Source organism: Streptomyces sp. NPDC103540 (assembly GCF_055584445.1).
On sequence record NZ_JBVJMA010000001.1, the window covers coordinates 880,219 to 905,615 of the forward strand.

At 74.0% G+C, this 25,397-nt stretch carries 20 protein-coding genes, 3 tRNA genes and 1 pseudogene; 11 read left to right on the forward strand and 13 right to left on the reverse strand.

From position 1 onward, the window contains the following. Nucleotides 1-53 precede the first annotated feature (53 nt). A complete protein-coding gene (locus ACZ6ZI_RS03910; protein ID WP_363054430.1) occupies nucleotides 54-650 on the reverse strand; it encodes a histidine phosphatase family protein in 597 nt (198 codons plus the stop codon). 445 nt (nucleotides 651-1,095) lie between these two features. Between ACZ6ZI_RS03910 and ACZ6ZI_RS03915 the strand changes: the two genes are divergently transcribed. From ACZ6ZI_RS03915 to ACZ6ZI_RS03930, 4 genes are all read left to right on the forward strand, one after another. Further along, nucleotides 1,096-2,304, forward strand: coding sequence for a hypothetical protein (locus ACZ6ZI_RS03915; RefSeq protein ID WP_469515404.1), 1,209 nt, complete (start codon nucleotides 1,096-1,098; stop codon nucleotides 2,302-2,304). After that, nucleotides 2,295-3,878: a hypothetical protein gene (locus ACZ6ZI_RS03920; RefSeq protein ID WP_469515407.1), complete on the forward strand. Its 1,584-nt coding sequence runs from the start codon at nucleotides 2,295-2,297 to the stop codon at nucleotides 3,876-3,878. The genes ACZ6ZI_RS03915 and ACZ6ZI_RS03920 overlap by 10 nt, the downstream gene beginning before the upstream one ends. Next, a complete protein-coding gene (locus tag ACZ6ZI_RS03925; RefSeq protein ID WP_469515409.1) occupies nucleotides 3,875-5,254 on the forward strand; it encodes an AAA domain-containing protein in 1,380 nt (459 codons plus the stop codon). The genes ACZ6ZI_RS03920 and ACZ6ZI_RS03925 overlap by 4 nt, the downstream gene beginning before the upstream one ends. A 121-nt stretch (nucleotides 5,255-5,375) precedes the next feature. Continuing rightward, nucleotides 5,376-5,924, forward strand: coding sequence for a DoxX family protein (locus tag ACZ6ZI_RS03930; RefSeq protein WP_363054435.1), 549 nt, complete (start codon nucleotides 5,376-5,378; stop codon nucleotides 5,922-5,924). 85 nt (nucleotides 5,925-6,009) lie between these two features. On the opposite strand, the gene ACZ6ZI_RS03935 is transcribed toward ACZ6ZI_RS03930, so the two are convergent. Continuing rightward, on the reverse strand, nucleotides 6,010-6,498 hold the full coding sequence (locus ACZ6ZI_RS03935; RefSeq protein WP_469515413.1) for a MarR family winged helix-turn-helix transcriptional regulator: 489 nt from the start codon (nucleotides 6,496-6,498) through the stop codon (nucleotides 6,010-6,012). A 136-nt stretch (nucleotides 6,499-6,634) separates the two neighbouring features. Between ACZ6ZI_RS03935 and ACZ6ZI_RS03940 the strand changes: the two genes are divergently transcribed. From ACZ6ZI_RS03940 to ACZ6ZI_RS03955, 4 genes and pseudogenes are all read left to right on the forward strand, one after another. After that, the gene (locus tag ACZ6ZI_RS03940) at nucleotides 6,635-7,192 is read left to right on the forward strand and encodes an NADPH-dependent FMN reductase (RefSeq protein ID WP_469515414.1); all 558 of its coding nucleotides are present in this window, start codon (nucleotides 6,635-6,637) and stop codon (nucleotides 7,190-7,192) included. A gap of 77 nt (nucleotides 7,193-7,269) precedes the next feature. Further along, complete coding sequence (locus ACZ6ZI_RS03945) at nucleotides 7,270-7,617, forward strand: hypothetical protein (protein WP_469515417.1); 348 nt, start codon at nucleotides 7,270-7,272, stop codon at nucleotides 7,615-7,617. Between the two features lie 175 nt (nucleotides 7,618-7,792). Beyond that, a pseudogene (locus tag ACZ6ZI_RS03950) lies at nucleotides 7,793-8,382 on the forward strand (bifunctional DNA primase/polymerase). Beyond that, nucleotides 8,373-8,446 (forward strand) — tRNA-Lys (locus tag ACZ6ZI_RS03955). The pseudogene ACZ6ZI_RS03950 and the gene ACZ6ZI_RS03955 overlap by 10 nt, the downstream one beginning before the upstream one ends. Nucleotides 8,447-8,547: 101 nt before the next feature. Here the strand turns inward: ACZ6ZI_RS03955 and ACZ6ZI_RS03960 are convergent. Beyond that, entirely contained in the window at nucleotides 8,548-9,783 is a 1,236-nt protein-coding gene (locus tag ACZ6ZI_RS03960) for a M6 family metalloprotease domain-containing protein (protein WP_469515420.1), read from the reverse strand. A gap of 379 nt (nucleotides 9,784-10,162) precedes the next feature. Here ACZ6ZI_RS03960 and ACZ6ZI_RS03965 point away from each other — a divergent pair, with 379 nt between their 5' ends. After that, nucleotides 10,163-12,016, forward strand: a complete 1,854-nt coding sequence (locus ACZ6ZI_RS03965) for a putative bifunctional diguanylate cyclase/phosphodiesterase (protein ID WP_469515423.1) — start codon at nucleotides 10,163-10,165, stop codon at nucleotides 12,014-12,016. Between the two features lie 32 nt (nucleotides 12,017-12,048). On the opposite strand, the gene ACZ6ZI_RS03970 is transcribed toward ACZ6ZI_RS03965, so the two are convergent. After that, nucleotides 12,049-13,743 (reverse strand): glycosyl hydrolase family 18 protein, encoded by a 1,695-nt coding sequence (locus ACZ6ZI_RS03970; RefSeq protein WP_363054441.1) that lies wholly within the window; start codon nucleotides 13,741-13,743, stop codon nucleotides 12,049-12,051. Nucleotides 13,744-13,997: 254 nt separating this feature from the next. After that, nucleotides 13,998-15,134, reverse strand: coding sequence for an LLM class flavin-dependent oxidoreductase (locus ACZ6ZI_RS03975; RefSeq protein WP_469515428.1), 1,137 nt, complete (start codon nucleotides 15,132-15,134; stop codon nucleotides 13,998-14,000). Nucleotides 15,135-15,373: 239 nt separating this feature from the next. Here ACZ6ZI_RS03975 and ACZ6ZI_RS03980 point away from each other — a divergent pair, with 239 nt between their 5' ends. Then, nucleotides 15,374-16,132, forward strand: coding sequence for an IclR family transcriptional regulator (locus ACZ6ZI_RS03980; protein ID WP_469515430.1), 759 nt, complete (start codon nucleotides 15,374-15,376; stop codon nucleotides 16,130-16,132). A gap of 103 nt (nucleotides 16,133-16,235) precedes the next feature. On the opposite strand, the gene ACZ6ZI_RS03985 is transcribed toward ACZ6ZI_RS03980, so the two are convergent. From ACZ6ZI_RS03985 to ACZ6ZI_RS04005, 5 genes are all read right to left on the reverse strand, one after another. Continuing rightward, nucleotides 16,236-16,309, reverse strand: a tRNA-Lys gene (locus tag ACZ6ZI_RS03985). Between the two features lie 65 nt (nucleotides 16,310-16,374). Continuing rightward, a complete protein-coding gene (locus ACZ6ZI_RS03990) occupies nucleotides 16,375-18,129 on the reverse strand; it encodes an AMP-binding protein (protein ID WP_469515433.1) in 1,755 nt (584 codons plus the stop codon). A gap of 26 nt (nucleotides 18,130-18,155) precedes the next feature. Next, entirely contained in the window at nucleotides 18,156-18,788 is a 633-nt protein-coding gene (locus ACZ6ZI_RS03995) for a lytic polysaccharide monooxygenase auxiliary activity family 9 protein (protein ID WP_469515436.1), read from the reverse strand. 224 nt (nucleotides 18,789-19,012) lie between these two features. Then, entirely contained in the window at nucleotides 19,013-21,403 is a 2,391-nt protein-coding gene (locus ACZ6ZI_RS04000) for an SPFH domain-containing protein (RefSeq protein ID WP_469515439.1), read from the reverse strand. Then, nucleotides 21,400-22,800, reverse strand: a complete 1,401-nt coding sequence (locus ACZ6ZI_RS04005) for a peptidoglycan-binding protein (protein ID WP_469515859.1) — start codon at nucleotides 22,798-22,800, stop codon at nucleotides 21,400-21,402. The genes ACZ6ZI_RS04000 and ACZ6ZI_RS04005 overlap by 4 nt, the downstream gene beginning before the upstream one ends. A 220-nt stretch (nucleotides 22,801-23,020) precedes the next feature. On the opposite strand from ACZ6ZI_RS04005, the gene ACZ6ZI_RS04010 reads away from it, so the two are divergent. Further along, a tRNA-Lys gene (locus ACZ6ZI_RS04010) sits at nucleotides 23,021-23,094 on the forward strand. Nucleotides 23,095-23,155: 61 nt separating this feature from the next. Here the strand turns inward: ACZ6ZI_RS04010 and ACZ6ZI_RS04015 are convergent. The 3 genes from ACZ6ZI_RS04015 to ACZ6ZI_RS04025 all read right to left on the reverse strand — a co-directional run bounded on the left by ACZ6ZI_RS04015 (nucleotide 23,156) and on the right by ACZ6ZI_RS04025 (nucleotide 25,364). Then, nucleotides 23,156-23,824: a class F sortase gene (locus ACZ6ZI_RS04015; protein ID WP_469515442.1), complete on the reverse strand. Its 669-nt coding sequence runs from the start codon at nucleotides 23,822-23,824 to the stop codon at nucleotides 23,156-23,158. A gap of 13 nt (nucleotides 23,825-23,837) precedes the next feature. Further along, nucleotides 23,838-24,437: a hypothetical protein gene (locus ACZ6ZI_RS04020; RefSeq protein WP_469515446.1), complete on the reverse strand. Its 600-nt coding sequence runs from the start codon at nucleotides 24,435-24,437 to the stop codon at nucleotides 23,838-23,840. A 147-nt stretch (nucleotides 24,438-24,584) separates the two neighbouring features. After that, nucleotides 24,585-25,364 (reverse strand): HAD-IIA family hydrolase, encoded by a 780-nt coding sequence (locus ACZ6ZI_RS04025; protein ID WP_363054452.1) that lies wholly within the window; start codon nucleotides 25,362-25,364, stop codon nucleotides 24,585-24,587. Nucleotides 25,365-25,397 lie beyond the last annotated feature (33 nt).

Consider the following 25,397-nt stretch of genomic DNA (forward strand, 5'->3'; position numbering starts at 1 on the left):
CGCGGCGCGCGGGCCAGGGCGGCGGGCCAGGGCGGCGGGCGGCCGGGCGGGGTTCAGCCCTCCAGGTGGCCCGTGTCGTTCCAGCGCTCCAGCGCGGGGGCCCCGTAGGCCCATCCGAGGACCGACAGGGAGGTGGGGTCGAGGCGGATGCGCGCGCCGAAGGAGGCCTCGAAGCCGAGCCAGCGCGCGGCGAGGGTGCGCAGGATGTGACCGTGCGCGAAGACCAGCACGTCCCGCTCGGCCGAGCGCGCCCAGGCGACCACCTCGTCCGCGCGCGCCGCGACGTCGGCGACGGACTCGCCGCCGGGGACGCCGTCGCGCCAGATCAGCCAGCCGGGTCGGACGGCCTGGATCTCGGCGGGGGTCATGCCCTCGTAGTCGCCGTAGTCCCACTCCATGAGCGTGTCCCAGGCGTCGGCCTGGGCGCCGAAGCCGGCGAGGTCGCAGCTCTCGCTCGCGCGGACCAGGGGGCTGGTGCGCACCTCCAGGCCGCGCAGGCTCGCCCACGGGTCCCGGGCGAGGCGCTCGCCGAGCTGCTTGGCGCCGAGCCTGCCCTCCTCCAGCAGCGGCACGTCCGTGCGTCCGGTGTGCTTGCCGAGCTTCGACCAGGCCGTCTGGCCGTGGCGGGCGAGGAGGATGCGGGGGGCCATGGATGTTTCTCCCGGTCCGTAGGGGTTCGCGCGACTATCGGGCGATCGGCTCGTCAGACCATCATCCACGACGTGGCCGGACACCATCGTCGGACGGACGCCCGACGAGGCGACGCCCGACGATCCGGCGACCCGCCACCCCGGTGACCCGACAGGCCGACCGTCCGACCGTCCGACCGACCGACGAAGATCCACACCGTACGGGGCCCCGGCAGCGGCCCGCTCGACGCCGACCGGACCCACCGGACCCGCCCACCCCACCGGACCCGCCGAGCCCGCCCACCCCACCGGCCCCGCCCGTTCGGGACGGACCGCCCACGCGGGGACGCGACCGCCCACGTCGGGACGGACCCCGACGTGTCCGGACCCGGACCGGCGGGCGAACAGCGCGCGCGTTTCGGCCTTACGACCACGATTGTCAGTGGCGGATGGGACACTTCCGCCCGTGAGCTCCTACCCGACCGGCGGCCCGCCCCACACGACCCTGCGGCAGCGGCTCGCCGACCTGCGCGGCCCCGCCGTTCCGCCCCGTCCCCTCGACGCACGGGCGCTCGCCGCGCTCGCCGCCAACCCCGGATGCGGCAGACGCGCCCTGCTCGACGGCGCCGGCGTGGACAAAACGGCGCTCGCCACCGCCCTGGGCTCGCCCGCCTCCTTTGGACAGTCCCAGTTCGCCATCGTGCGCGGGAACTCCTTCGAGGCGAAGGTCAAGGCCGACGGCGGGGCCGAACTGCTGCGGCTGGTCCACTCCCGCCTCGACCCGGAAGCCGAACCGCCCGGCGCCGCCGACCGGGTCCCCGACCTCACCGCCGCCGGCCCCGAGGGCCGCGCCGCGCGGACGGCCCTGGCCCTGCGGGAGGCCACCGCCGCCGGCACGTGGACCCTGCTCGACCACCCCATGCTCGCCCTGGAGGTGGCGGGCACCCCCGCCTACCTGGAGCCGGACGCCGTCGTCGTGCACCCCGACGGCCGCTGGACCGTGGTGGAGATCAAGTCGTTCCCGATGATCGACGGCGCCGCCGACGCCGCGAAGGTGGGGGCCGCCGCCCGGCAGGCCGCCGTGTACGCGCTGGCCCTGGAGCGGACCGCCGCGAAGCTGGAGCGGGCGGAGGTCGACCACCGGGTGCTGCTCGTGTGCCCGAAGGACTTCTCCAACCTGCCCACCGCCGCGCTCGTCGACATCCGCCGGGAACGCGCCGTCACCCTGCGCCAGTTGGATCGGCTGACCCGGGTCGAGGACCTGGCCGCCGCCCTGCCGGCCGGACTGACCTTCGATCCGGCCCGCCCCGCCGAGGAACTGACCGCGGCCGTCTCCGCCGTCTCCGCCTCCTACGCCCCCGAGTGCCTGGCCGCCTGCGAGCTGGCCTTCCACTGCCGCGAACGGGCCCGCGCCGCCGGGGAACCGACCGCGCTGGGCCGGTCCGTACGGGGCGAGCTGGGCGGACTGACCACCGTCGAGGCGGCCCTCGCCGCGGCCTGCGGGACCCCGCCCGGAGCCCACGACCCCCACTCCCCCGAAGCCCACGAAGCCCACGACCCCGACGATCCCGCCGCCGAAGCGCTGCGCCGGGCCGCACGGCTGCGCGCCGAGGCCCTGGAGCAGGCCGCCGCGCGGTCCCCGCAGCACGTCCCGGAGCCCCCCGCATGCCCCTGATGAGCACCCTGGCCCGGCTGGAGGCGGTCCGCGCGGGGCGCGCCCGGCCGCTGGCGACCGTCCGCCACCGCCACCTGGGCGAGAACCCGCTGGTCCTCGTACCCCTGACCACGGCCGGTGAGGCCGGGGCCCCGCTCGGCGTGATGGTGGGCACCGATCCGCGCGACCCCGCGGTGCTGGTCGTCCCGCAGCCGCGCGACCGCGACCTGCGCTGGCAGTTCCTGGCCGCCCTGGCGGAGCACGTGATGCCGTACGTCGAGGCGTACGCGGACGTCGTCGAGCCCGCCGAGCGCACCGAGACGGATCCGGAGACCGGCCGGAAGGTCAAGGTCGAGGCCGAACTGTGCGTGGACGCGCCGCAGATCGTCGTGCCGAGCCGCGCGGGCGTGGAGTACGTACGCCTCCTCGGCCGCTCGATGCGTTTCCGGCGGACCGCCGAGGAGGACCCGGAGAACCCCTACCCGGTGCCGACCCGGGTCCCGCTGCTGGGGCGCTGGTTCACCCACCTCGGCGAACGCGCCCGCGTGCCCGGCTCCTCGATGCTGGTGGCCGCGACCGAACTCCTCGGCCGGCACTGGGCCACCGGCCAGAGCAACCTGGAGGACCAGCACCTCGGCGCCCTGCTGGGCTGGATAGCCCCGCCCGAGGGGGTGTCGGGGGCGCGGTGGGCGCTGCGCGCCGAACTGGAGCGGGGTCCGGACGGCCAACTGCTGGTCCCGCCGGCCGGCCCCGCCACCGATCCCGCCTTCGACAACCGGCTGCTGGCCCCGGCCATCGCCCGCTTCGACGCGGCCCGCGCCGCGGCGCAGGGCGGCGCCGATCCGACGGGCGCCGCGGTCGGGGCCGCCGAGCGGGAGGTCCGGGAGCTGGTCCGGGGCCAGATGGAGAACACCTGGCGGCAGACATGGGAGGCCGTCGCGCTGCTGCGCGGTCTGCCGGCCGGCGAGCGCACCGAGGAGCGCTGGACCCGCGACCGCTGGTCGTTCACCGGCCACCGCGACCGGGTGCGCGCGGGCGAGCCGCCGCAGCCGCGCCGAGACGACGCGGTGACGGCGGCCCAGAAGCTCGCCACCCGCGAGACCGAGCAGGTCCGTCTCGACGCCCAGGAGGCGCTCGACGACCCGTTGGTCATGGCGGGGCGGCGGCTGGCGGGCGAGGCCTTCGCCGGCGAGGTGACGGAGGTGGTCATGGAGTGGACCGAGGGCAAGCGGCCCCGTCCGCGCCCGCTGGTCACGGTGGCCACCGAGGACCGGCCGCAGCTCGCGGAGGGCGGTGGCGGGAAGGTCTACCGCTCGCTGGACGGACGCCAGCAGGCGTTCGCGTTCGTGGGCGTCGAGGAGGACGGGCGGCTGGTGCTGCGCGTCCTCGACAAGATGGGCGCGGGCCGCGAGCCCGTGCCGGGTTCGGTCCCGGAGAAGGGCGACCGGGTGTGCTGGACCCTGTTCGAGCACGACGCGCGGGGCGGCCCGAAGCTGCCCGACCCGGAGAACACCCCCTGGACGCACGGCGGCCCGCCCGGGCTGCCGGGCTCGACCGCGCTGCCCGATTCCGTCACCGACGAGGACCTCCTGTGACCGTCTCCGTCCGGGCCCTGGGCCCCGGTTCCGACCCCGCCCCCGACGCCGGCTTCGACCCGGGCGCGGCCGCCGCCCGGGCGACCGCCGCCATCCTGCGCGACACGCTGCACGGCACGGAGCGGGGTGTGGTCGTGGACTCCCCGCCCGGGGCCGGGAAGTCCACGCTGGTGGTGCGCGCGGCCCGGGAGTTGGCCGCCGCCGGGCGCCGGCTGATGGTGGTCGCGCAGACGAACGCCCAGGTCGACGACCTGGTACTGCGGCTCGCCGACAAGGATCCGGAGCTGAAGGTCGGACGGCTGCACAGCAGTGACGGCGAGGCCTACGATCCGGCGCTGCGGGAGTTGCGCTCGGTGACGCTGTCCGCGAAGCCCGCGGACCTGACGGAGCTGCCGATCACCATCTCCACCGCCGCGAAGTGGGCCTACGTCAAGGACGTCGAGCCCTGGGAGCACGCGATCGTCGACGAGGCGTACCAGATGCGCTCCGACGCGCTGTTGGCGGTGGCCGGGCTGTTCGACCGGGCGCTGTTCGTGGGCGATCCGGGGCAGTTGGACCCCTTCAGCGTGGTCGGCGCGGAGCAGTGGGCGGGGCTGTCCTACGACCCTTCGGCGTCGGCGGTGTCCACCCTGCTGGCGCACAACCCGCAGCTGCCGCAGCACCGGCTGCCGGTGTCGTGGCGGCTCCCGGCGAGCGCGGCGCCGCTGGTGTCGCGGGCGTTCTACCCGTACAGCCGTTTCCGCAGCGGTACGGGCCCGGGCGAGCGGCGGCTCTCGTACGGGGTCGCGGGGGACGGCTCGGGCCCGGACCGGGTGCTGGACGAGGCCGCCGAGTCGGGTTGGGGCCTGCTGGAGCTGCCGGCGCGGCACACCCCGCGCACGGATCCGGAGGCGGTGCGGGCGGTGGCGCTGGTCGTGCGGCGGGCGCTGGACCGGGGCGCGGTGACCTCCGACGAGCAGGCTCCGGGGCCGGTGCCGTTGACGTCGGACCGGATCGCGGTCGGCACGGCCCACCGCGACCAGGCCGCCGCCGTCCGGGCCGCGTTGGCGGCGCTGGGCGTGGCGGGGGTGACCGTGGACACCGCGAACCGCCTCCAGGGCCGCGAGTACGACCTCACGGTGGTGCTGCACCCCCTGTCCGGGCGCCCGGACGCGACGGCGTTCCATCTGGAGACGGGCCGGCTGTGCGTCCTGGCCTCGCGGCACCGCCACGCCTGCGTGGTGGTGGCCCGGGCGGGCATAGCGGAGCTCCTGGACGACCACCCCTCGACGGACCCGGTGCAGCTGGGGGTGACGGTCAAGTTCCCGGACGGCTGGGAGGCGAACCATTCCGTGCTGGCACACCTGTCCGAGCACCGCGTGGCGTGGCGGCCCTGAGGGGTGGTGCCGCTGCGGCCGAACGGGTCGACGGCATGGTCCCGCGATGTCGCGAGACGGACATTCCGGGCGGGCGTCATAGGGTGGCCGTCGCTCACCGGTGACGGAAGGACGGACGTCCATGGCGTACGAACGGCAAGGCCGCGTGGGGTACGGGTATCCCGCCGGAGCGGTCCCCACCGGCACCGTCACGCACGACGTCGGACTGCTGCTGCTGCGGATCGTCATCGGCCTCACGATGGCCGGCCACGGGTCGATGAAGCTCTTCGGCTGGTTCGGCGGTCCGGGTCTGAGCGCGACCGGCAAGGGCTTCTCGATGGCCGGGTACCCCGCCGGGGACGCCATGGCCGTCATCGCCGGGCTCTCCGAGACCCTGGGCGGTCTCGCCCTGGCGCTCGGGCTGTTCACGCCGCTCGCCGGCGCGGCGCTGATCGGCGTCTTCGTCAACATCCTCGACGTGCGCGGGCTGAGCCACTACTTCCCGCCCAAGGGCGTGGAGCTCGAAGTGGTGCTGTTCGCGGGGATCGTCGCCCTCACCCTCACCGGGCCGGGCCGGTTCGCGGTCGACCGCCTGCTGCCCGTGCTGCGCGAGTCGCGCCCCCGACTCTCCCTGCTCGGGGTGCTGGCGGGCCTGGTGGCGGGGTTCGTCGTCATGCTGATCCGCGACTGAGCCGTCGGGGCGACCCGCGACCCACGACCGACGGACGGCGACCGACGGACGGCGCGCACAGCGCCGGTGGAGAAACGCCGGAGGGTCAGTCGGCCTCCTTGCGGGCGACGCCGAGCCGGGCCCGGAGGGCCTCGCCCACCTCCGCGAGGGTGGCGAGCTGTTCGGGGGTGAGGACGTCGATGAGGTGGCGGCGTACGGATTCCACGTGCAGCGGCGCCGCCTCGGTGATGGCCCCCACCCCGGCGGGGGTGAGCACCACCTGCGCGCCGCGTCCGTCCGAGGCCACCTCCTCGCGGCGGACCAGGCCGCGCTGTTCCATCCGGGTGAGCTGGTGGGAGAGCCGGCTGCGCGACCACTGCATGAGCAGGGCGAGCGCGCTGATCCTGGTGCGGTGACCCTCGGTGGAGCCGAGCACGGACAGGACGTCGTAGTCCGCCTCGGAGAGCCCGCTGTCCTGCCCGAGATCGCGCGCGATCCCGGCGTTGACCAGGGGGAACATCCGGCGCCAGGCGTACCAGGCCCGCTGCTCGGACTCGGTGAGCCAACGCGGCGCGGGATCGGGGTCTCGGGTCATGGATCCACTCCAACCAGGTCGGTGATGCGTCAACAAGGTAGTTGACACATCATGCGGGTGTGGCTTTGCTGGGTGACACGTCAACCACCATCATGCGTCCGGAACACCACACCGGACCCTCAAGGGAGTTCACCCCATGACCCGCCTGCACGTCGTCTCCGCCGCCACCCGCCCGACCTCCTCCGGCCGCCCGCTCGCCCGCTGGGTCACCGAGCAGGCCCGCACCCACGGCGCCTTCGAGGTCACCCCCGTGGACCTCGCCGACATCGCCCTGCCGCTCCTCGACGAGCCCGAGTACGCCTCCAGCGGCATCTACACCCACCAGCACACCCGCGACTGGAGCGCGGTCGTCGAGGCCGCCGACGCCTTCGTCTTCGTGATGCCGATGTACAACGGCGGCTTCAGCGCCGCGTTCAAGAACGCCATCGACTTCCTCTACCGCGAGTGGGACGGCAAGCCGGTCGGCCTCGTCAGCTACAGCGCGGGCCCCACGGGCGGCGCCCCGGCCGCCGAGATGCTGCTCCCGGTGCTCACCCGCGTCGGCATGCTGCCCGCCGCGCGCTCCCTGGCCGTCCCCGGCGTCAACGCCCTCATCGGGCCCGAGGGCTTCGAGGCCCCGGAGGACTTCGCCGACCGCCTGACCGGCGTACTGGACGACGTCGCGGCGCTGGCCAAGGAGCCCGTCACGCTGTGACCTGCCGCACTCTTGCGCGGCGTTGGACAATGGTGGGTGGCCCGGAAGCTTTTCGCACGCCCAGCAGGAGGACACGCATGGCAGATCCCGAGCGGACCGAGCGGAGGCTGCGGCCCGCGCCGCTGCTCTTCGAGCCCTCGGAGGCCGCCACGGACCCCGAGCACTTCTTCGACCTGGAGTCGATCGAGGACCCGCGCGAGCTGCTCGCCCGGGCCACCGAGCTGGCGCTCGCCTTCCGGGCCGCGCAGGACAGAGCGGTGGAGTTCCAGGCCCTGGCCGCCGCCCAGCTCGCGGACCCCCGACGGTTCGACCGGCTTCCGCCCGACGCCATCGCCGCGGCGGCCGACTGGACCGAGGACTACGCGCGCAGGATGATCGAGTTCGGCGAGGACCTCCAGCGGGGCACCGCCCCCGACCTCGACTGACGCCCCGACCCGCCGACCCCCTCGCCCCGCCCGCACGCGGGGCACCGGGGGGCGGGCGCCCCGGCCATCGGCCCGCGGCATATGCGCGGCGCAACATACACCGCCGACCGCGGCCCTGTCCCGGTTTTCGGTAACCCCGAGGAACCGGGTCACTACGCCGGGTAGACCATGGCATATGACGACGCTGACGGCTGCCACCTGTCCCGCCCTCGAAGGCCTCGACGCGCGCACCGCGCCCGTCGGCCAGGTGACCCCGCAGGGCGCCGCCTGGCTGGCCTCCGCGTCCGCGCACCCGCGCGCCACCCTCGCCGCCTGGCAGAACCGGCCGACCTCCCCCGCGGTGCTGCCCTGCGGGACCGCCTTCGACGTCGTCAACGTCCCGCTGGTCCTCGGCCGCCGGATGCTGGACCTGCTCTGGGAGCGGGGCCCCGGCTCCGGCCCGGCCGCCGTGCACCGGGGGCGGATGCTGCTGTTCGCGACCCCGGGCACCGCCCAGCGGCTGCCGGCCCTGCTGGCCTGGGAGGAGTGGGGGCCGGGCGCCCCGACGCCGCTGTGCCACGGCCACGGGGACGCGGTGACGGTGCCGGCCCTGACGCCGCCCCCCGGTCCGTCCCGCTGGCTGGTGGCCCCGGACACCCGTCTGCCCTGGCTGCCGGGCCCGGACTCGCTGCTCTGGGCGTTCCTGCACGCAGCCCGCTGACCGGCATCGATTTTTCCTCTCGGCGGCCGGGTGCTAATGTCTACCTCGTCAGCAAGCGCCGCTAGCTCAGTTGGTTAGAGCAGCTGACTCTTAATCAGCGGGTCCGGGGTTCGAGTCCCTGGCGGCGCACAGACGGAAGAAGGCCCCCACTCCTCGGAGTGGGGGCCTTCTTCGTGTCCGCGGGACGTCGGGACCGCGGTTCCGCCGTCCAGCCGTCCCGCCTGAAGCGCCTACGTGGTGATCTTCACGGTGTACGCCCCGGACTGGGTCCGGTCCGCGACCTCGATGGTGATCCGCTCACCCGGCACCGTGAAGGTCTCCCCGACCTCCAGCGGCGCGTCCGCGAGCGGCGGGTACACCGAGCGGTCCCAGCAGGCCTCCGTGCCCGGATGCGCGTCCAGCACCTCGATCGGGCCGCCGCCCGAGGAGGCCTCGTTGCGGACCCGGTAGACGAGCACTCCCTCGGTGCAGGTGTCCCCGTCGTTGCCGGCGGAGCCCCGCGCCTCGACGGCGACGGCGCTGCCCGGACCGGTGCGGATGACCGCGAGCCGGGTCCCGCCCGTACCGCCGGCGGGCGGGGCCTGGCCGAGGGGCTGGAGGGTGTGCAGGGAGGTGCCGGACCGTACGCAGTCGACCTGCGAGGAGTCCAGCCAGCCCAGCTTCCACTTGTGCCAGGCGAACAGGTCGGGGGCCATGCCGAACTGGCTCCCCATGACGTCCCAGTCGCCCACGTAGGTGTCCCAGTCGCCCTTGCCGTCGCTCGGGCGGTGGTAGAGGTCGGGCAGGTCGAAGACGTGCCCCGTCTCGTGCGCGAGCACGTTGCGGTCGGGCGGGTGCCGTTCGAAGACGGTGACGATCCGGCGCAGGTCGGTGCCGTCGGCCCGCAGGGGGCGGTCGAAGTTGACGACCTTCGTCGCGTCGGAGTCCACCCCGGGCGCGTTCGGGTCGGCGACGAAGTAGACGACGTCGTACGCGCTGAAGTCGACCTCCGGGTCGGCGGCGGCGACCGCGTCCCGCAGGTAGGCGGCCCGGTTCTCGGGGGCCCAGTCGCGCTGTATCCCGTAGGCCGTCGACGGCTGGGGCATCGGGACCCACCGCTTCATCGGGTGGGGGGCGAGGCGGAAGCGGCCGTAGGAGGCCCGCGCGAAGAACTCGCTGGTGGCGGGGAAATAGTCGGAGGTCAGTTCCTCCGTGCCGACGGTGGGGCGGTGGTCGGGGAAGGAGAGGAAGACCATGACCGCGTCGAGGGTGCGCTCGGGCTTGGGGTAGGCGCCGTTCCAGGTGTCCACCCCGAGGGAGTGGTGCGCGGCCGTGCGGGTCAGCGCGCAGGGGGCGGCCCCGGTGTCGGCCACCGCGGGGCCGGCGACGAGCGACATGGCGGCGAGCGCGGTCATCGAGGTGAGGACGGCCGCCGTACTTCGGACGCGGGAACGGTCCACTCCCCCGGGTGTCTGCTGTCGCGGCACATCGACCTCCGGTGGTGGATTCGTACCATCTCGTCCACCTTGAGGCGATTGTCTTATTAATGTCCTGTTCCGCTGCCCCACACGAGTGAGCGATGCGGCAAGCCGGTGACCTGGCCCCTACGCGGGTTTGCCTACAGGCCGTCACTATCGGTCACCCGGGATCAGGCATCGCCGCCATGCGCTCACAGCCGCACAGAAACGATCACGCTCCCCCGGCCCGACACCCCGTCAGCAGTCGCCCGACGGAGCCCCCGTGGGGCGTCAGCACGGCGACGGACCTTGTTCCACACGGCGACGTGGCTGGATAGCGCCTCCCGCCGGCCTCTATGATCGGCACACTTTCCTGCACGGACACTCACGAGCACTGCGGGAGCCAACGGTGAGCGGAACCTCAGAGGGGACCGGTTCGGCGGCCGGCAGCATCCGATCGGCCCTTACGGAGCGTCACCAGGCGGTGCCGGCCGTGCCGGACGCCGCACACGACTACCGGGCCGCCTTCGACGCGGCCCACCTGGCGATGGCCGTCGTCGGTCGCGACGGCGAGGTCATCACCGCCAACCAGGCACTCGCCGCGCTGCTGGGCACCGGCGCGGACGAGCTCGCCGGACGCGGCGCCGCCGACCTGGTGGACCTGGCGGCGGAGGCCCGCACCTGGCAGGCGTACCAGGAGGTGCTGCGCGGACGGCAGGCCCGACTGCGCTGCACGCGCCGCCTCAAGCACCCCGACGGGCACTCCCTGTGGACCGAGGTCACCCTCGGCCCGATCCCCGGCACCGGGGACGTCCTGCTGTCGGTCGCCGACATCAGCGACCGGCGCGACCTCCAGGCCCGCCTGCGCCACCTCCAGATGCACGACCCGGTGACCCGGCTGCCCAACCGGGCCCTGTTCTTCGAGCGGCTCCAGGCGGCGCTGGAGGCCCCCGCGTACGGCCCCGGCGGCGGCACCGGCCGGATCGGCCTGTGCTACCTGGACCTGGACGGCTTCAAGGCCGTCAACGACACCCTGGGCCACCGCGTCGGCGACCGGCTGCTGACCGCCGTGGCGGCCCGGCTGACCCAGTGCGCCGACCGGTCCGGGTACGGGCGTACGGGCGGCCACCTGGTGGCCCGGCTCGGCGGCGACGAGTTCGCCCTCCTCGTGGAGGAGTCCACCGGGACCGAGCAGCTCACGGACCTGGCGCGCGGCGTGCTGGCCGCCGTGCAGGAGCCCTTCGACCTGGCCGGGCAGCGCCTGTCGGTATCCGCGTCGATCGGAGTGGTGGAACGGGACGCGGCCGGCACCTCGGCGACGGGGCTGATGCAGGCGGCCGACACGACCCTGTACTGGGCCAAGGCCGACGGCAAGGCCCGCTGGACGCTCTTCGACCCCGAGCGCAACGCGCACCGCATGACGCGCCAGGCCCTGTCGAGCACGCTGCGCCCGGCCGTGGAGCGCGGCGAGTTCGAGCTGGAGTACCAGCCGCTGGTGGACCTGGAGAGCGGCACCGTGCGCGGGGTCGAGGCCCTGGTGCGCTGGCGGCACCCGCAATTCGGCGTCCTGACGCCGAATCGGTTCATCGGCATCGCCGAAGAGGACGGCTCCATCGTGCAGTTGGGGCAGTGGGTGCTGCGCACCGCCTGCCGGCAGGCGCGCCGCTGGCAGATCGAACAGCCCAGCGACTGCCCCGTCTTCGTCTCCGTGAACGTGGCCGTGCGCCAGGTGTGGGACTCCGACCTGGTGGGCGACGTCGCGGAGATCCTCGCCGAGACCGGGCTGGCCCCGCAGCTGCTCCAGCTGGAGCTGACCGAGTCCGCGGTGATGGGCTCGGCCGGGCGGCCCCTCCAGGCGCTCCAGGCGCTGAGCGACATGGGCGTGCGGATCGCCATCGACGACTTCGGCACCGGCTACTCGAACCTGGCCTACCTGAGCCGGCTGCCCGTGTCCGTGCTGAAGCTCGACGGGTCCTTCGTGCGCGGCTTCCGCTACGAGGAGGGCGCCCACCCCAACCCGGCCGACGAGACCATCGTCGAGGCCCTGGTGCAGCTCGCGCACCGGCTCGGGCTGACCGTCACCGCCGAGTGCGTGGAGACGGCCGGCCAGGCGGCCCGGCTGCGCCGCGTCGGCTGCGACACCGGGCAGGGCTGGCTGTACTCCCGCGCCGTGGCCCCGGAACGGATCGCCGAGATGATCGCCCCGACCGGCCGCGCGCGCTTCGCGGAAACCGGAACCGCCCCACCCCCTCGGGAGGGGTAGGGCGGCTCGGCGCTCGGCGCGGGGTGGGGGGATCAGCAGGCGCCGAGGTCCTTCCAGACACCCCATTCACCGGTGGTGCCGGGCACCTCGTTCTGGGTCCACCACTGGGCCTTGTACTTGCGGCCGTTGTGGGAGACCTCGGTGCCGCCCGTGTAGACCTGGCCGGCGACGTACGCGGCGGCGGTGCAGCCCGTGGTGGGCGGCGTCGTCGGAGGCGTGGTCGGGGGCGTGGTCGGCGGGGTGGTGGGAGGCGTGGTCGGAGGCGTGGTCGGGGGCTGCGTGCCGCCGCCCATCGCGTCCGAGATCTGGTTCAGCAGGGTGGTGTTGGCGTCCAGGCCGAGCAGGGAGTACATCATCGAGCCGGCCAGGCCGCGCTGCTTGCCGTAGTCGACGCGGGCCTGGATGGACTTCTGGTTCAGGCCGGTGAAGAACTCGCCGTCCTTGTAGAAGTAGGAGGCCTTGGCCTGGTCGTCCCAGTAGGTGGTCGCCGCGTTGTCGACGATGCCGCCGAGCTCCTTGTAGTTGGCGATGCCGGCCTGCTGGCTGGTGGGACGGGCGCCGGAGGCGCCGGTCGCGCTCTGCGCGAGGCCGTTGTTCGCCCCGGCGGGGACGCCCTTCCAGCCGCGGTAGTAGAACTCGTAGCCCAGGGTCAGCTTGTTGGCGGGGAAGCCGCCCGCGATCCCGTAGGCCGGGTTGCCGTCGATCCAGGAGTCGATGGCGTTGTCGATGCTGTACTTCTGGGTGCCCGGGGCGATCGGGTCGGTCGGGTCGCCGGCCGGCGAGTACAGCGGGGACTGGTGGTACGTCGGCCCGTCGCCGTCCCAGGCGCCGTGCATGTCGTACGTCATGATGTTCGCGTAGTCGAGGTACGCGCCGATCTTGTCCGTCTCGATGTACTTGATCTTGTCCTGGCCGGCCGGGAGGGCCGCGGTCAGCATGAGCTTCTTGCCGCCGTTGGCCTGGCCGTAGGCGTCGAGCTGCTCGCGGAACTCCTTGAGCAGGAGGGTGAAGTTCTGCTTGTCCTCGGGGGCGTAGTGGTTGCCGAGGTGGCCGCCGGACGAGCCCGGGTACTCCCAGTCGATGTCGATGCCGTCGAAGATCCCGGCCGCCGTGCCCGGACCGCCGAAGCCGCCCTCGACGGGCAGGTTGCCCTTGATGTACTGGTCGATGCAGGAGGAGACCAGCTTCTTGCGGGAGGCGTCGGTCTTGGCCGCGTCACTGAAGTACTTCGAGTACGTCCAGCCGCCCAGCGAGATGTTGATCTTCAGGTGCGGGTACTTGGCCTTCAACTGCTTGAACTGGTTGAAGACGCCGACGATCGGCTGGTCCCACTTGTCGGCGACCCCGCTGACGCTGTCGGCCGCGCTGAAGGACTTCTGGTAGTCGGCGTACGAGTCGCCCGCGCCGTCACCGGCGTTGGGGTTGTTGTCGTCGCCCGCCGCCTTGTTCGCCTCGAAACAGGTGAGGTTGGTCGGGTGGATGTTGCCGAACGAGTAGTTGATCACGTCCAGCTTGCCCGCTATGCCCCGCGTGTCGAGGTGCTTGGGGTAGAAGGCGTTGCCGTAGACGCTCCACTGGTCGTAGTAGGCGATCTTCACGCCGCCGCTGCTGACCGTCGGGGAGACGGGCGCGGCCTGTGCGGTGCCGAGCCCCGCGAAGGTGGCCAGCGCTCCGGCGGCCAGCGCGGCCGTGGCGGCGGCCGCGATGAGGGGTTTACGGATGTGCATGAACTGCCTCCGGGGGGTGGGAGGTAAGGGCATCAGCTTCAGGTGAGAGAAGTGATAGCGATCACCGCAGGCCCCAGTCAATGGTTTGGACCAAAGAAGGACTAGACCACTCGACGCGCAAATTGGCTCGTCAGACGGCTGGAGGCAACACAAAAACCGCCCGCCACCCCGGGTGACGAGCGGTTTAAGGTTGCCTTAGGTCATCCCTCGGCAAGGTTTCGGCAACAAACCAGCCAAACCCCGTTGGTCTTCGCTCAAGCCGGAGTCGATCCCTCCGTCGGGAACCCGTACGCATCTGCGACGAGCCCGTACGAGCGCAACCGGGCCGCCCCGCTGTGGGCGTTGGCGGTCAGCATCAGCTCGTCGGCGCCCGTCCGCTTCACCAGGGCGTCGAGTCCCGAGCGCACCTCGTCGGGGATGCCGTGCACGATGTTGGCGATCCAGCCGTCGACGAACTCCCGCTCCAGCGGCGAGAAGGGGTACGCGGCCGCCTCCTGCGGCGTCGGCACCGGTCCGGGCCGGCCGCTGCGCAGCCGCAGCATCGACAGCGCGCCGGTGAGCACCTGGGCGCGGGCCTCCTCCTCGGTGTCGGCGGCCAGCGCCGCGACCCCGATGAGGGCGTACGGGGCGTCCAGCACGGCCGAGGGGCGGAAGCTCTGCCGGTAGAGGTCGAGGGCCGGCAGGGTCCCGGCCGCGGAGAAGTGGTGGGCGTACGCGAACGGCAGCCCCAGCTCCCCCGCGAGGCGGGCGCTGAACCCGGAGGAGCCCAGCAGCCAGATCGGCGGCCGCCCGACGGATCCCTGCACCGGCCCGGGGACCGCGTGCACGCGGGAGTACGGGTGCCCGTCGGGGAAGTCGTCGTCGAGGAAGCGGGTCAGCTCCGCGAGCTGCCGGGGGAAGTCGTCCGCCGCCTCGTCGAGCCGTCCGGGCCCGCGCAGCGCGGCGGCCGTCCGCGGATCGGTGCCGGGCGCGCGGCCGAGGCCGAGGTCGACGCGGCCGGGGGCGAACGCCTCCAGGGTGCCGAACTGCTCGGCCACGGCCAGCGGGGCGTGGTTGGGCAGCATGACCCCGCCCGAGCCGAGCCGGATCCGGGTGGTGTGGGCGGCGAGGTGGGACAGGATCACGGCCGGGGAGGAGCTGGCGACCCCGGGCATGGAGTGGTGCTCGGCCACCCAGTGACGGTGGTAGCCGCGGGATTCGGCGAGCCGGGATATCGCCACGCTGGTGCGCAGCGAGGCGGCCGCGGTGCTGCCGCTGCCGACCGTGACGAGGTCGAGCACCGACAGCGGCACCGGCGCCTCGCCCCGCACCACGCCGCGGATCGCCTCCGCGGCGCCGCCGTCCGTGCCGTTCCCGTCCGCGCGTCGGCCCGCGTCCTCGGTGTCGCTCATCGTCGCTCCCGTCCCGTTCGGCTCGTGCGCTCCTTGCGCGTCGAATGGGTGGAACCGTGCGGTTCCGTCGGGCATTCCCGACGCGGCCGCGTGTGGACGTGCCACTGGCATATGCCAGAAGGGTAGATCCAGGCAGAGGGACTTGATTAAGCCATCAATCTCTTCAACAGACGCTCCACGTGCGCCTCTTGCCGGCTATCGTGGTACGGCAGGCGGTAACAACCTGGTAGGGGGAAACCGTGGCGCTGAAGCCCGAGCCGACCGCGCCGTTCCACTCGGTGCAGTACGCCCTGCGCGTACTCGAAACGATCTCGCGGCACACCGGTGGTGTGACCGACGTGCAGATCGCGCGTGAGACCGGTCTGCCGGCGGTCCATCTCGCCCCGATGCTGCTCATGCTGCGTCGGGAGGGCTACGTCCTCCAGGTGTCCGACGGCGCCTACGCCATAGGGGACTCCCTCGTCCTGCTCGGTTCCGGCGTCGACCGGCAGCAGGCCCTCCAGGACAAGCTCCAGGACACCCTGGACCGGCTGCGCGACTCCGTCGGCGCGGCCGTCTACATCAGCCGCTACGTGGACGGCGAGGTCCGCATCACCCAGTTCGCCGACAGCCCGCGCACCCCGAAGGTCCACGAGTGGGTGGACTTCCGCTCGGCGGCCCACGCGAGCGCCGTCGGCAAGTGCCTGCTGACGCAGCTCGACCAGAACGCCAGGCGCGACCACCTGTCCCGCCACAAGATCGCCCGCCTGACCTCGAAGACGATCGTGAACGAGCGCATCCTCTTCTCGAAGCTGGACAGCCAGCCGGCGACGGTCCCGATGCTGGACCTCCAGGAGTACGCGGTGGGCACCGTCTGCGCCGCCGTACCGATCACGGCCGGTGCGGCCGTGGGCTGCCTGGCCCTGTCGATGCCCGTCGAGCACGCCCACCGCCTGCGCGCCGCGGCCGACACCCTCAACCGCAAGGCCGCCCCGCTGCTGCTGTCGCTCACGCTCTGAGACCGGGGAGCCGGGGCGGAGCCGAAAGGGCCGGAAGGGCCAGCAGGGCCGGGAAAACACTTCGGGCGGTTCCCGGTGAACCGGAAACCGCCCGAAGTACAGGTGCGCCGCCAGGGACTCGAACCCCGGACCCGCTGATTAAGAGTCAGCTGCTCTAACCAACTGAGCTAGCGGCGCCTGACAGAGAAAATACTACCTGGTCCCCGGGGGTGCTCCAAACCAATACCGCCGGGCGCCCGCGATCAGCGTTCCAGCAGGTGGCGGCGGCCCCGGTCCTCGTACCGGGCGAGCAGTCCGGCCAGCGCGGGCGGGTCGAGGGGGCGGTATCCGTCGACGGCGCGCCACCAGAGCGGATCGGGGCACAGGAAGCCGGCGCGGCGCAGGGCGACCCGGTGGACCTTGTTGGTGGCGGTGACGGGCATCGCGTCGAGGATCCGGACGTAGCGCGGGGCCATCTTGGTGCCGAGGTCGGGCTGGGCGGCGAGGAAGTCGGCGAAGGCCCCGGGGTCGAAGCGGGCTCCCCCGCGCAGCACGAGGGCGGCCATGACCTGGTCCCCGGCGGCCTCGTCGGGGACGGCGTAGACGGCGACGGCGACGGCCTCCTCCCAGCGGGCGACGATGTTCTCGATCACGGCGGCGGCCAGGTTCTCGCTGTCGACGCGCAGCCGGTCGTCGGTGCGACCGGCGAAGTAGAGGAAGCCCTCGGGGTCGCGGAAGAAGAGGTCGCCGGTCCAGTACCAGCCGTCGCGGGTGCGGTCGGCCTGGGCCTCGGGGTTGCGCCAGTAGCCCTCGAAGAGGCTGCGGCCCCGGTTGACCAGCTCCCCTATGGCCTCGTCGCCGTTGCGCAGGCGACCTTCGGCGTCGAGGAGGGCGGCGGGGCATTCGCGGCCGGTCTCCGGGTCGACGACGGCCAGGTCGTCCCCGTCGCCGGCCCGGCCGAGGGCGCCGGGCGGGGTGTCGGGGGTGAGCTGGACGGAGGCGCCGCCCTCGGTGGCCCCGTACCCCTCGACGAGGCGGACGCCGAACCGCCGCGCGAAGCGGGCGGCGTCGACGGCGCCGGCCTCGGTGCCGAAGCCCAGGCGCAGGGGGTGCGCGCGGTCGTCGGGGCGGGGCTCGGTGGCCAGGAGGTACTGCACGGCGCGGCCGACGTAGGTGAAATAGGTGGCCCCGTAGGCGCGTACGTCGTCCAGGAACGCGGAGGCGGAGAAACGCGGGCGCAGCGCGACCGAAGCGCCGGCGGCGAGGGCGGGCAGCCAGTCGGCGATGACGGCGTTGCCGTGGAAGAGCGGCATGCAGACGTAGTGGACGTCGTCCGGAGTGGTGCCGAAGCGGCGGGCCAGGGCGTGGCCGGCCGCGGCGACGCGGCCCTGGCCGCAGATGGCGGCCTTGGGGGCGCCGGTGGAGCCGGAGGTGAAGTAGAGGAGGAAGCGGGTGCCGGGCGCGGGCGGGGCGAAACGGGCCTCGCCCGGCTTGGCGGCGGCGTAGGGGGCGAGGAGGGCGGCGTACTCCTCGGTGCCGGTCACGAGGATCCGTACGCCGGGCAGGTCGAGTCCGCGCAGCAGTCGCAGGTGCTCCGGCGCGGTGATCAGGACGCGGCAGTCGGTGTGCAGGACGTCGCGGGCCAGCTCGGGGCCGCGCCGGGTGGGGTTGATCCCGGCGACGGCGGCCCCGGCCAGGGCCGCGGCGCCGAGCCAGAGGGGGAACTCGGGGGTGTTGTCGAGCAGCACCCCCACGTGCGGCTCCGCGCCCCTCGGCAGGAGGTCGACGAGGAGCGCGGCGCGGGCGGCGGCCCCGCACGCGTAGTGGTGGCGGTCGAGCACGGTGACCGCGCCCGCGGGCGCGCCCGTGACCGCGCCGGTGTCGGCCCCGGCGGCGGGCACGGCGGCGGCCCCGGGAGTGCGCACGGTGTCGGCCCCGTGCAGCAGTCCGGGCCGCGGGTCCCCCCATTGGCACGCGATGAGTTCAGCGACGGTCTCGGGCGCAGTCGTCGTCCGCATGCCGCCGGAGGTTAGCTGACGTTGCGTCAGAACTGAACGTCGGAGCAGGCGTAGAAGGCCATCGGGGTGTCGTGGACGGTCCAGACCGCCAGGATCATGTGCCGGCCGGTCTTGCCGCTCGGCAGGGCGCCCTGGTGGGTGGTGGTCATGGCGGGGCGGGCGCCGTTGTAGGCGACGGTGAGGAAGGGCTGGGGGTCGAGGGCGGAGCGGGTGAGGGGCTTGGTCGGGTCCCAGCCGGTCTTGGTGACGTAGTACTTGATGTCGGTGGTCGCGTGGTTGGCGGTGAACTGCCAACGGAAGTTGTAGCCCTGGCCGGAGGTGACGGACGTCGCGGGCCAGTTGCCTCCGCGCGGGTTGTCGAGCTGGGCGAACTCGGCGTGGCCGCCGGCGCATATCGTGCCGTCGGAGGGGCCGAGCGCGGGGAAGCCCTTGGGGCCCTCGACGCTCTGCGGCTCCCACTGGATGGGCCCGCAGTCGGAGACGGTCTTGTTGGCACAGAGCTTCTGGCGGCTGATCGGGGTGTCGGTGTAGCCGTGGCCGCTCGCGCTCGGGGCGCCGAGGAGGGCGACGCCGGCGACGAGGCCGAGACCGAGCGTGGCCGCGGCGCCGGCGCGGGCGGGACGGGACGACGGACGTGCGGGCATGCGGAACGGACGCATGGGGCTGCTCCTTGGGCGTGGGGGGCCGTCACGAGTCGGACGGGAGCGTGCGCGCGCCTGGGGATGACTCGTGCGGGAGACGACTGAGACTGAACAGGACGGTTTCAGGTCTAGACCAAGTCCCACAGTATTGACGGGAGTTGGCCATGTCTATACCAATGCGAAAACGGATGGTCCGGTGTGTACCGGCCATCCGTTTCCGCGTCGCGCCCGTGGGGCTGCCGTTACTGGTCACCACGCCCGGTGTAGAAGGCGACGGTGAGGTCCTTCACCAGGGCCTTGCGCTCGTAGTCGTCGAGCTCGACGATCCCGCGCGAGGTCAGCCGTTGGACGGTGTCGTCCACGGCGTCGACGACCGAGGTCAACACGGTGTCCCGGTGCTTGGCGTCGATCGCCGCGACCCGCCGCCGGCGCATCGCCTCGGCCACCTCGGGGGCGTACTCGATGCGCGTGGGCTGGGCGGAGAACACCTCGATGCCGACCGCCTCGGTTTCGGCCGCGAGCATCCGCGTCAACGCGTCGCCGACGGCCTCGGCGTCGCGCAGGGTCGGCGCGTCCTCGTGGAAGGCGTCGGCCGGGAGTTGGGACAGCACCCGCGCCATCGCCGACTCCACCTGCTCCGCGAGGTACTCCGTGTGGTCCTCGACGGCGAGGGTCGCGCGGGCGGTGTCCTTGACCTGCCAGACGACCTGTACGACGACCCGCAGCGCGAGCCCGCCGCAGTCGACGGCGGCCATGGGCTCGCTGCGCCAGTGCCGCAGCCGTACGTCGACCCGCCGACGCAGCAGCAGCGGACTGATCCAGGTCAGGCCCGTACGCCGGACCGTGCCCCGGTAGCGCCCGAAGAGGGTGAGCACCCAGGCGTGGCCCGCCTTGGCCCGGCCCAGGCCGCCGAGCGCGAGGAGGGTCACGATGCCGAGGAAGGCGAGCGGGGGCCAGTGCGTGGCCCGCAGCCCCTGGTAGGCGCGGGGGGTCACCCCGAAGGCGGCCACCACCGGGGCGGGCACCACCCCGGCCCGCAGCAGGACGGCCGCGCAGCCGGCCAGGGCGAGGCCCCCGACGGCCACGGCGATCCAGCCGGGCAGGACCGGACCCCGGTGCTCGCGCAGCCGGTCGTCACCCCGGGGCACCCGGCGGCCGGCGGCGGCGCGGGGCGCGCGTGCGGGGGCGGGGCGCGGGGCGGTGGGGGCGGGAGGGCTCGGGTGGGCACGGAAGGGGAGGTGGACGGGGATGTCCGTGACGGCCGTCCCCCGCGAGGGGGGCGCGTACGTCGGGATGCCCGCGGTGTCGGCGTCGCCGTCCGCGTGCCGCGGCCCCATCCCGCGCTCGACGGCCCGCGCGACGAGGTCGGCGACCCCGGGGCCGGGCACCCCGGTCCCGGGTGCGGCGGGCCACGGCTCCGCGTCGGACCGGGCGTACGGCTCTTCCGGGGCGGGCTCCGGGTCGAACCCGTCGTCGTGCCGCGCGGCGGGCTCCGGGTCCGGGGCGAGGACCGGGACGGCCGCCACGGGCCACGGCCCGGGGGCGGGGACGTCGTCGTCGGGCGCCGCCCGCGCGACCGGGGGCCAGGCCTCGACCCCGTACCGGGACGCGCCGGCGCCCGCCGCGGCCTCGGGGGCCCGCTCCCTCGGGGCCGGCCACGGCTCGGGGCGTGCGGCGGGGTCGTGTCCCGCACGGACGGGCTCGGGCACGGCGCCGACGGGGGTGCGGTCGTGGAGCGTCGCGGGCTCCGCCGGTTCGGGGAACGGCGTCCACGCGGCGCTCCGCGGGGCCGCGGCCGGCTCCGGGAACGGCACCACCACCGGCCCGGGCGGTGACTCCTGCGGGGCGAGGGTCGCGCCGCGGGCGCCGAACTCGGCGAGGGCCGGGGGCCGGTACGGGGGCGTCGGTTCCGTCACGGGCGCGGCGGGGCGGGGCCGCTCCCGGGCGGCGGGCTCCGGCAGGGCCATCCAGCGGCCGGGGCGGGGCCCCGCGACCTCCGCCACGGGTTCCGCGACCGGCGCGGGATGCCCCGGCGCCGCAACGGCGTGCCCGCCCCGCAGCGCGTGCTCGGTGTCGGGCTCCCGAACACCCCCGTGGGCCCGCGGCACCGAAGCGACGACGGCGCCCGGCGCGGTGCCCGCCGACGCGGGAGCGATCGATGCGGGGGTAGCCGGCACGGCGGCGACCGGCACGGCGGCGGTCGTCGCCGCGCCGAACGACGCGGCGGCCGACACGGGGCCGGGCGGCACGGCGGCAACCGGAGCACGGGTGACCGGGGCGGGCCCGGCCGACGCGGCGGCGGCCGACGCCGGAGCGACCGGCGCAAGGGTGACCGGCGTGGCCCCGGCCGACACGGCGGCGACCGGGTCGGAGGTGGCCGGGTAGGAGGTGGCCGGGTCTGAGGTGGCCGGGTCGGAGGTGGCCGACGCCGGAGCGACCGGCGCCGGAGCGACCGGCGCCGGAGCGACCGGCGCCGGAGCGACCGGCGCGGGAGCGGCCGGCGCAGGGGCGGCGGGCACGCGGCCGGCCGGCGCGGCGGCGGCTTGGTCGGGGGCGGCCGGCGGGCGGGTGGGCGGGTGGAAGGTGCCCGTCGTCGACGTGGTGCGGGTCGGGTACATCGTTGCCTCCGTCATGCGAACAGCCGGCGCCAGGTTTCCGGGCCCGGGTAGCCGTCGGCCGAGGCCCCGCGCCAGCCCTGCGCGCGCTGGAAGGCCTCGACGTTGCGGCGGTCGGCCTCGCTCCAGCGCGGGCCGGGACCTGACGTGTAGTGCTTGCCGAAGCCCTTCTGCAGCAGGCGGCGGCCGAGGGCGGCGACGGCCGGATGGGTCTGGCCGGGGCGGAACACCTTCAACCCCGGGTACGCGGGCACCCCGGCCGGTCCCGCCCGGCCCGGCTCGGGCGGGATGTCCTTGCCCTCCTTGCGCACCAGCAGCCGCCAGGTGTGCTCGCCGGGCATCCCGTCCGCGTCCGCGCCGGTCCAGCCCTGCGCGCGCTGGAAGGCCTGGGTGGCCAGCCGGTCCGCCTCGCTCCACACCGTGCTCGCGCCCTTGGGGTAGAAGCGCAGGGCGCCCCGGCCGATCAGCATCCTGCCAAGTTCGAGGACGTGGGCGTTGTCGGCGCCGGGGCCGAACTTCGCCGCCCCCGGGAAGGGGGTCGCGGCCACCGGCCCGGCGCCCGGCGCGGGCACCTGGGGGGTCGGGGTCTGAGGGGTCGGGGTCTGGGGAGCCGGGGTCTGGGGAGCCGGGACCTCGGGCGCGGTCACGCCCGTCACCCCGTTGAACCGGTACGGGAGGTACTTCGCCGAGTTGTTCCAGTACGCGTAGGGCGTCGCCTGCTTGCGCGTCGTCGGGCGGGTCTGCTCGTAGGCGACGTAGTGCGTGCGCGTCTCGTCGACCCAGCCGCCGAAGAGGACGACGTGCGAGCCCTTGTTGGGGTCCGCCGGATTGTGGAAGAGCAGCATGTCGCCGGGGAGCAGCTCTTCCTTGGTGATGCGGGTGGCGAAGGCGTCGAGGCTGCCGGTCCACTCGTTCGTGCCGAGGTTCCAGGCCATGGAAACGTAGCCCGAGCAGTCCTGTCGGTAGCCGTCCACCCAGTACTCGGACATGCTGTAAGGGACCTTGGCCTCCAGCCACACCTTGGCCCGGTTGATGATCGTGGTCCGGTCGATCCGCTTGACCACGGACGGCGCGCCCGGCCGTCCTCCCGGCGCCGTCCCCGGGCGCTGTCCCGTCGCCGGTCGGCCGTGCAGCGGGGCGCGGCCGCCCTGCGGGGTGTCGGGGTCGTCCAGTGCCACCGGTGCCGGGCCGGGCAGGGGCCTCGCCTCGGCGAGGGCGACCGATCCGCCGCCGCCGAGGACCACGCCGGCCGCCGTGGCCAGCACCAGGGCCCGGCGTGCCCCGCGCGCGGCCGGGTGTCCGCCGTCCCGTAGCGGTATGGCCCGCGCCCGGGAGAGGGCCCGGCGGCGCTGGGCGCACCCGAGGCACACGCAGTCGCGCGCGGGCTCGAACTCCTCGAAGGCCGGCATCGGCATCCGTACATGCATCGGAGGCTGCATCGTCATGCGGATCCGTCCACTCCTCTGCTCGTCCACCACGGCTGGGCCCGGGCACGCGTCTGGTGGGGCGTCAGATCCGCGTCCGGCCAGACATATCGTGCACGACAAAACCCCTAAACATGGGTTAATCGGACAGAACACACACTGGTGGTCACGAGCACCAGTGGAAGTGGGGTAGAGTTTTCCCTGTCACCAAGCGCCGCTAGCTCAGTTGGTTAGAGCAGCTGACTCTTAATCAGCGGGTCCGGGGTTCGAGTCCCTGGCGGCGCACAGACACGAAGAAGCCCCCCACAGCGAAAGCTGTGGGGGGCTTCTTCGTTGTCCTCTCCCGCTACGCGGCGGTGCCCGCGCGGGCACCCGCGCCCGTCAGATAGGCGGAGACCACCACGTTCGCCGAGTACCGCTTGGCCGCCTTGTCGTAACTGCCGCCGCAGGTCACCAGCCGCAACTCCGCGCGCCCCTTGACCCGGGGGCCGTACGCCGCCTGGGGATCGAAGCCGGCGCGCTCGTGGACCCGTACGTCCTCGACGGTGAACTCCGCGACCGTGCCGTCCGCCCGCGACACCCGGATCTTCTCCCCCGGCCGCAGGGCGGACAGGCCGTAGAAGACCGCCGGTTTGGACTTCGTGTCGACGTGCCCCACCATCAGCGCGGCGCCGGCCGCGCCCGGCGCGGGGCCCGCGCCCCACCAGCCGACGGTGCCCGGCAGCTCGTAGGGCGGCGGGTCGATCGCCCCCTCGGCGTCGAGCCCCCGGGCGATGACGGGCGCCTGGACGCCCATGGCCGGTACGTCGACCCGTGCCGGCATCGCCGCCGACAGCGGGACGTGCGCGACCGGCAACCCCGCCACCGGTGGGGCGGCGGCCTGCCCGGCGGGCGTCCCGGCCGGGACCCCGGTGATCTCCTTGCCCCACAGCCACAGGCCCAGCACCAACACCGACCAGGCGGCGAAGGTCAGCAACCGACCGCCGGCGCCGGCCTTCGCCTCGCCCCCGCTCACGCCGCGCCCCCGCTCATCCGCCGTTGCGGCGACGGCGCAGGGTCAGGGCCCGGCCGGCGACCGCCAGGGTGGCCGCGGCGGCGAGGACGGCGCCGATCACGGTGTGCGGCAGGCCGGGGCCGTCGGTGTCGTGGTGCTTCTTGGTCGCCGCGGCGAGCCGGGTGGTCTCGGCGATCTCGGCCGACATCCCGCCGCCACCCGCGTGGATCGGCCAGACCGGACTGCGGTGGGGGTCGGGGTGGTGGCCGCGGCGGACCTCGATGGACCCGCGCAGGCCCTCGTCACGACCGCCGCACTTCACCCGGATCTCGTGCCAACCGGGCTGGGCGTGCGCGGCGATCCGCGCCTCCCCGAACAGGGTGCGGCCGTCCCCGTGGCCGGACGAGAGCCGGGCCTCGGAGACGAAGACGGAGGAATGCGCCACCGCCCAGTCGGCATTGCAGCCGCGGACACGGATCTTGACCTCCGTCCGCGGGTCGGCCGGGTTCGGTTCCGCCGAGACGCCTCCCCGGTCCCACTCGTTGGCGGACGCGACGGGGGCGGTCACGACGGTGCAGGCCGCCAGGGCGACGGCCACCCCGACGGCACGGACGGCGAGCAGAGAACTGCGCATGGTGAACCTCCTCGACAAGGAGATTCACGCGCGACGCGCCGCTCCGCATCCGGAGCGGCGCCCTCTTGGCCCGTAAGAGTCAGCCGTACGCACCAATGCCGCAGGCGCGCGCCCCGCCCGGGCCCACCCGTACGGCCCCGGCCGACCTCAGACCAGGTCGACCAGGTCGGCGATGGAGTCGACGGTCTTGGTCGGGCGGTAGGGGAACTTCTCGGTGTCCTCGACGGAGGTCAGTCCGGTCAGGACGAGGAAGGTCTGCATGCCCGCCTCCAGCCCGGCCAGCACGTCGGTGTCCATGCGGTCGCCGATCATCGCGCTGCTCTCGGAGTGCGCGCCGATGGCGTTGAGGCCCGTGCGCATCATGAGCGGGTTCGGCTTCCCGGCGAAGTAGGGCTTCTTGCCGGTGGCCTTCGTGATCAGGGCGGCGACGGCACCCGTGGCCGGGAGCGGGCCCTCGGTGGAGGGGCCGGTCTCGTCGGGGTTGGTGCAGATGAAGCGGGCGCCGCCGTTGATCAGCCGGACGGCCTTGGTCATGGCCTCGAAGCTGTAGGTGCGGGTCTCGCCGAGGACGACGTAGTCGGGCTCGTGGTCGGTGAGGATGTAGCCGATGTCGTGCAGCGCCGTGGTCAGACCGGCCTCGCCGATCACGTAGGCGGTGCCGCCGGGGCGCTGGTCGTCGAGGAACTTCGCGGTGGCGAGCGCGGAGGTCCAGATGTTCTCGACGGGCACGTCCAGGCCCATCCGGTGGAGCCGGGCCTGGAGGTCGCGCGGGGTGTAGATGGAGTTGTTGGTCAGCACCAGGAAGGGCTTGCCGGACTCGCGCAGCCGCTTGATGAAGGCGTCGGCCCCGGGGATCGGCGTGCCCTCGTGGATGAGGACCCCGTCCATGTCGGTGAGCCAGGATTCGATCGGCTTGCGCTCTGCCACGGATTTCTCTCCGCTCTGGGGGCCTCTGACCTG